The sequence below is a fragment of the Kluyvera huaxiensis genome (assembly GCF_040149365.1).
GTDB lineage: Bacteria > Pseudomonadota > Gammaproteobacteria > Enterobacterales > Enterobacteriaceae > Kluyvera > Kluyvera intermedia_A.
This window is the reverse complement of the sequence record NZ_JBEFLV010000077.1, coordinates 1-215: the sequence shown is the minus strand read 5'-3', so window position 1 is coordinate 215 and position 215 is coordinate 1. Positions and strand designations below refer to the sequence as shown.

The following is a 215-nucleotide window of genomic DNA, read 5'->3' as shown; positions in this document are numbered from 1 at the left end:
GATTTGATGTTACCTGATGCTTAGAGGCTTTTCCTGGAAGCAGGGCATTTGTTACTTCAGCACCGTAGTGCCTCGTCATCACACCTCAGCGTTAATAAGAGTCCGGATTTACCTAAACTCTCCGCCTACATGCTTAAACCGGGACAACCGTCGCCCGGCTAACATAGCCTTCTCCGTCCCCCCTTCGCAGTAACACCAAGTACAGGAATATTAAC

1 rRNA gene is annotated in these 215 nt (G+C 49.3%); it reads right to left on the bottom strand.

Going from position 1 to position 215, the window contains the following annotated elements:
* A 23S ribosomal RNA gene (locus tag ABOC97_RS23995) occupies window positions 1–215 on the bottom strand; the annotation flags it as partial.